This window comes from Nocardia sp. NPDC004722, assembly GCF_053601505.1.
Window position 1 is genome coordinate 1 of the sequence record NZ_JBSGBY010000551.1, and the last position, 5,765, is coordinate 5,765.

Genomic DNA, 5,765 nt, shown 5'->3' on the forward strand with positions numbered 1-5,765 from the left:
GACGCAGGTCACGTGGCCTTGTCGGTGGGTTCCTGGAGAATGGACCAGGCTCATTCGAGCCGGAACAAGCCAGGAGGTGCTCGTGACCGACGGTCCGCTCATCGTGCAGAGTGACAAGACCCTGCTGCTGGAGGTCGACCACGAGTCGGCCAATGCGGCACGGCAGGCCATCGCGCCGTTCGCGGAGCTCGAACGCGCGCCCGAGCATGTGCACACCTATCGGATCACGCCGCTGGCGCTGTGGAACGCGCGCGCGGCCGGGCACGATGCCGAGCAGGTGGTCGACGCGCTGGTCAATTTCAGCCGGTACGCGGTGCCGCAGCCGCTGCTGGTCGACATCGTCGACACCATGGCCCGCTACGGGCGGCTGCAGCTGATGAAGCATCCCGCGCACGGGCTGGTGCTGGTCAGCCTGGACCGCGCGGTGCTGGAGGAGATCCTGCGGCACAAGAAGATTCAGCCCATGCTGGGTGCGCGCATCGACGACGACACGGTCATCGTGCACCCCTCGGAGCGCGGGCGGATCAAGCAGATGCTGCTGAAGGTGGGCTGGCCCGCCGAGGACCTCGCGGGCTATGTCGACGGCGAGGCGCATCAGATCGACCTGGACTACACCTCCAGCGAATGGCATCTGCGCGACTATCAGGAACTCGCCGCCGACTCCTTCTGGGCGGGCGGGTCCGGCGTGGTGGTGCTGCCCTGCGGCGCGGGCAAGACCATGGTGGGCGCGGCGGCCATGGCCAAGGCCAAGGCGACCACCCTGATCCTGGTCACCAATACCGTGGCCGGGCGGCAGTGGCGGCGTGAGCTGCTGGCCCGCACCTCGCTGACCGAGGACGAGATCGGCGAATACTCCGGGGAGCGCAAGGAGATCCGGCCGGTCACCATCGCCACCTATCAGGTGATCACGCGCAAGACCAAGGGCGAGTATCGGCATCTGGAGCTGTTCGACAGCCGTGACTGGGGCCTGGTCATCTACGACGAGGTGCACCTGCTGCCCGCGCCGGTCTTCCGTATGACCGCGGATCTGCAATCGCGCCGTCGGCTGGGCCTGACCGCCACCCTGGTGCGCGAGGACGGCCGCGAGGGTGACGTGTTCTCGCTGATCGGCCCCAAGCGTTATGACGCGCCGTGGAAGGACATCGAGTCGCAGGGCTGGATCGCGCCCGCCGACTGTGTCGAGGTGCGGGTCACCCTGACCGATGCCGAGCGCATGGCGTACGCCACCGCCGAGCCGGAGGAGCGCTACAAGCTGTGCTCCACCGCGCGCACGAAACTGCCGGTGGTGGAGTCGATTCTGGCCAAGCACAAGGACGCGCCGAGCCTGGTGATCGGGGCCTACCTGGACCAGCTGGACGAGTTGGGCGAGCACCTGAACGCCCCGGTCATCCAGGGCTCCACCCGCACCAAGGAGCGCGAGGAGCTCTTCGACGCCTTCCGGCGCGGGGAGATTCCGGTGCTGGTGGTGTCGAAGGTCGCCAACTTCTCCATCGACCTACCCGAAGCGTCTGTGGCCGTACAGGTTTCGGGCACCTTCGGCTCGCGGCAGGAGGAGGCGCAGCGGCTGGGGCGGCTGCTGCGGCCCAAACACGATGGCGGGCAAGCTCACTTCTATTCCGTGGTCGCGCGTGACACGCTGGACGCCGAATACGCTGCGCATCGGCAGCGTTTCCTCGCGGAGCAGGGGTATGCCTATCGCATCACCGATGCAGACGACCTGCTGGGGCCGACGATAGGATAAGTGGAGGAAGAGCCTCCATAAGGCGGGAGGGACGCACGTGCGGCGCTTCGAATTCACGGTGGACCGTGAGCATGCCAGAGCGGTCAACGAGGTCGTCGCATACCTGCGCCGGCTCCGGATCTGGGCCTACACCGCGGCCGTCGCCCTCGGGTTGGGTGTCGCATTCCTGGTCTGGGTGAACCATCCGTGGTCGTGGCTGCTGGCGGTGGCCTTCCTGCTGGCCGCCGTCACGGCGCTGTTCATCGGGTACTGGATGCCGCATCGCGGGCGGGTCGACAAGCTGTACGCGGCGGGCGACCTGGTGCCCGCGGTGGTCTCGGAGACGCACGGCAACGGGGCCACCCTGCTGGCCCTGGTCGACTTGGCCAAGCCCACCGCGAAGGGACCGCGCTACGCGCTGGTGACCCGCACGGTCCGTTCGCTACCCGGGCATCGGGCCCGCGCGGGGGAGCGGGTGCCCGCGGTGACCGTGCGCGTGGATCGCGCACCCGGGCCGGTCGGCGATCTGTGGCAGACGGTGAGCGCCATGCCCATCGCCTGGGGGACGCGGGACCTCAACATCATCGAGCGGGCGCGCGGGGCCATCACCGAGGTCGAGTGGAAACTGCTGGCCGACAATCTGGATCTGGCCGACAAGGTGCGCGGCGCCGACGCGAAGCGGTTGCTGCTCGACCCGCAGCAACTGCCGGAAGAGCTGCGCGGCTGAGCTTTTCGCGCCGGTGAAATTCCACGCGACAGGCCCCGCCCCGGGAAATAGAATGATCGGATGATTCCCGCCGCGAACCTGCTGGCGTTTCTCGTCGCCTCCATCGTCATTGTCATAATTCCCGGTCCCGGCGTGCTTTTCGTGATCGGCCGGGCTCTCACCTACGGGCGGCGCGCCGCCCTGCTGTCGGTGATCGGTCATTCGCTCGGCGTCATGGTGATCCTCGGACTCGTGGCCGCCGGACTCGGCACCATCCTGGCCGCCTCCGCCATCGCGCTCATGGTGGTGAAGCTCGCCGGGGCGCTGTACCTGATCTACCTGGGCATTCATGCCTTCCGGGAGCGTCGTTCGCTGCGCGAGGCGTTCGAGGCCAAGGTCGAGCCGATGAACAATCAGCGCGCCATGCGCCAAGCCGTGCTGGTCGGGCTCACCAATCCGAAGGCGATCATCTTCTTCTCGGCGGTGCTGCCGCAGTTCGTGGCGCCCACATCCGGTGCCGTCCCGGTGCAGATGCTGATCCTCGGCGTGGTCTTCCTGGTGGTCGCGCTCATCTCCGACTCGGTCTACGCGCTGCTGGCCGGTACCGCGCGGGATTGGTTCGCGCGCTCGCCCAAGCGGCTGGAGGCGGTCGGCGGCGCGGGTGGTGTGATGATCATCGGGCTGGGTGCGAGCGTCGCCGTGTCGGGCAGCACCAGTTGAGAGACGCGCCGATTAGCATCGGCGGGACGGACAGCAACGCCGACGGCAAGGGGTGGTAGGAACGCATGAGGGCGAACTGGCGGTACATGGTGGTGGGGGCGGTACTGCTGGCGGGCGCGAATGCGGCTCCAGCGCAGGCGGATTCGGGCGATCCCTTCGCGGGCGCGCCCGGGGCCGGGGATCCCTACTATCCGATGGACGGCAATGGCGGCTACCACGCCGGCCATTACGACGTCACCATCTCCTACGATCCGCCGTCGCATCAGCTGACCGGGTCGACGCGTATCGACTCGACCGCCACGCAGGCGCTGCGGACGTTCAACCTGGATTACAGCGGTCCGCAGATCTCCAAGGTGACGGTCAACAATCTGCCCGCCTGGTTCGACCGCAGCGACGAGCACGAACTGGTCGTGACACCGCTGATTCCGCTGCTGCCCGGGCTGCCGTTCACCGTGCAGGTCGACTACGCGGGTGCGGTGACCGGTACCGACGGTGAGGGCTGGGTGTTCTCGCCCAGCGGCGGGGCCTTCGTCGCGGGCGAACCGCATTCGGCCAGCAGCTGGTATCCGCTCAACGACATCCCCACGGACAAGGCCACTTTCACGCTGCACGCCACGGTGCCGCAGGAGTGGGAGGTGATGTCGGGCGGCGACAAGGTGTCCGACACCGTGACGGGCGGCAATCGCACGGTCTCCTGGGAGATGCGGCAGCCGGTGATCGGCTATCTGACCACCATCGCCATCGACAAGTTCGAATTCCTGGAGCAGCGGCGCGCCAATGGCACACAGCTGCTGAGCGCCTTCGCGCCGGAGGCGTTGAAGGCCAAGGACATCGAGTCGCGGCTGCCGGAGATCCTGGACTTCCAGGAGGAGCTCTATGGCCCCTACCCGTTCGATGTCGCCGGTGGCATCTTCGTCGACACCGATCTGAACTTCTCGCTGGAGACCCAGTCGCGGCCCATCTACGCGCCCTGGACCGATCTCGACACCGTGGTGCACGAGGTCACCCACCAGTGGTGGGGCGATTCCATGTCGGTGAAGCAGTGGTCGGATGTCTGCCTGAACGAATGCTTCGCCAGCTACACCGCCGACTACCTGTGGCCGGAACGCAAGGACGGCAAGGACGTCGACGCCATGTACCGCGACACGATCGCGAAATACCATGACGATCCGAAGTTCTGGGAGATCGCGCTGCAGAACCCTGGCAAGGGCAGCGAATTCACCTCGGTGTACTACCGCGGGCCGCTGTTCCTGCACGCCCTGCGCCGGACCATGGGCGATGACGCCTACTTCCCGGCGGTGCGCGACTTCGTCATGGGCCACAAGTACGGCAATGCCTCGATGCCGGAGTTCCGTCAGTTCATGCAGTCACGCACCCCGCACGACCTGACGGGCTTCTTCACCGCCTGGCTGGACCGCCCCGACCGGCCCGCCGACGAATTCCTGTACCCGGGTTCGCTGCGGTCCTGATCCTCAGGCGGGCATCGGCCGGGTGCGGTCCGACAGCACCAGGGCGGCCATCGCGCCGAGCACGGTGCCGGTGACCAACCGCTGGGCGCGCAGCCAGAGCGGCCGTCGCGCAAGGAATGTCGCGATCGCTCCGGCGCTGAGCACGATGAGCCCGTTCATGACGACGGCGATGCTGGTCTGCACGGCGCCCAGGCACAGGCTCTGCAACCAGACCCGCCCGTGCGCTGGCACCACGAACTGCGGAATCAGGGCCATGTACAGCACGGCGATCTTCGGATTCAGCAGGTTGGTGACCAGACCCATGGTGAACAGCCGCCGCGTCGAATCCGGAGGCAGTTCGACCGGGGCGAACGGCGAAACGCCGCCCGGCCGCAGTATCTTCCACGCCAGATAGAGCAGATAGCCCGCCCCCGCCACCTTCAATGCCAGATACAACGCGGGCACCATCGCGAACACCGCGGTGATCCCGACGGCGGCCGCCACCATGTACGTCCCGAACCCGACCGCCACGCCCGCCAGCGAGACGAGTCCGGCCCGCCGCCCCTGGGAGATGGTCCGCGACACCAGATACATCATGTTCGGCCCCGGCGTCAGCACCAGCCCCAACTCAGCCGCCGCAACACCCAGCATCGCAGTCGTCTCGATCACACGCCCAATTCTGCGGTCCGCCACCGAGCCTTGTCGCGGTCCACTCACCCGCGAGTGGACCGCCTGCGATCACCGGGGCGTCAGTTGCCCAGGGTGAGTACGGCCTTGCCGCGCAGCGTGCGAGATTCGATGGCCTCGAAAGCCTTCGGGGTTTCGGTCCAGTCCAGGGTGAGGCCGATGTCCGGGGTGAGGCGGCCGTCGGCGACCAGGTCGGCGAGGATGGCGAGGTCTTCGCCGAGGGTGTCCTCGGGGACGGGGCTGATGAAGCCGACGATGTGGGCGTTCCAGCCCTGGGCGTAGAAGTCGGCGAGGCGGAGTTCGGCCGCGCCGCCGAGGTTTCCGTACCAGGCGAGGTGGCCGCCGGGAGCCAGGCGGCGCACGGCCGGGGCGGTGAGGTCGCCGCCGATGCCGTTACCGACGACCTTGATCACAGCAAGGTAGTTGTGCGGGGGCGTCATGGGCTCTCGCCTTCCTTCGATCTGAAACAGCTTGTCGTCTTCGG

Annotated in this window: 6 protein-coding genes; 4 read left to right on the forward strand and 2 right to left on the reverse strand. The window is 67.5% G+C overall.

All coding sequences use genetic code 11. The features are described 5' to 3' along the window. The first annotated feature begins 82 nt into the window (after window positions 1-82). The 4 genes from ACWELQ_RS36145 (at window position 83) to ACWELQ_RS36160 (ending at window position 4,615) form a co-directional block, all read left to right on the forward strand. On the forward strand, window positions 83-1,741 hold the full coding sequence (locus ACWELQ_RS36145; RefSeq protein ID WP_452401511.1) for a DNA repair helicase XPB: 1,659 nt from the start codon (window positions 83-85) through the stop codon (window positions 1,739-1,741). A 37-nt stretch (window positions 1,742-1,778) separates the two neighbouring features. Continuing rightward, complete coding sequence (locus ACWELQ_RS36150; protein WP_452401512.1) at window positions 1,779-2,447, forward strand: DUF3239 domain-containing protein; 669 nt, start codon at window positions 1,779-1,781, stop codon at window positions 2,445-2,447. A gap of 60 nt (window positions 2,448-2,507) precedes the next feature. Then, window positions 2,508-3,146 (forward strand): LysE family translocator, encoded by a 639-nt coding sequence (locus ACWELQ_RS36155; protein WP_452401513.1) that lies wholly within the window; start codon window positions 2,508-2,510, stop codon window positions 3,144-3,146. Between the two features lie 65 nt (window positions 3,147-3,211). Further along, window positions 3,212-4,615, forward strand: a complete 1,404-nt coding sequence (locus ACWELQ_RS36160) for a M1 family metallopeptidase (RefSeq protein ID WP_452401514.1) — start codon at window positions 3,212-3,214, stop codon at window positions 4,613-4,615. 3 nt (window positions 4,616-4,618) lie between these two features. Here the strand turns inward: ACWELQ_RS36160 and ACWELQ_RS36165 are convergent, their stop codons facing one another. Next, entirely contained in the window at window positions 4,619-5,263 is a 645-nt protein-coding gene (locus ACWELQ_RS36165; protein ID WP_452401515.1) for a LysE family translocator, read from the reverse strand. Between the two features lie 80 nt (window positions 5,264-5,343). Then, on the reverse strand, window positions 5,344-5,765 hold a 422-nt coding region (locus ACWELQ_RS36170), incomplete at its 5' end, for a zinc-binding dehydrogenase (protein ID WP_452401516.1).

Excerpts from the sequence above, each read along its gene's own strand:
- ACWELQ_RS36160 (WP_452401514.1), top strand. The coding sequence starts at position 3,212 with ATGAGGGCGAACTGGCGGTACATGGTGGTGGGGGCGGTACTGCTGGCG.
- ACWELQ_RS36155 (WP_452401513.1), top strand. The coding sequence starts at position 2,508 with ATGATTCCCGCCGCGAACCTGCTGGCGTTTCTCGTCGCCTCCATCGTC.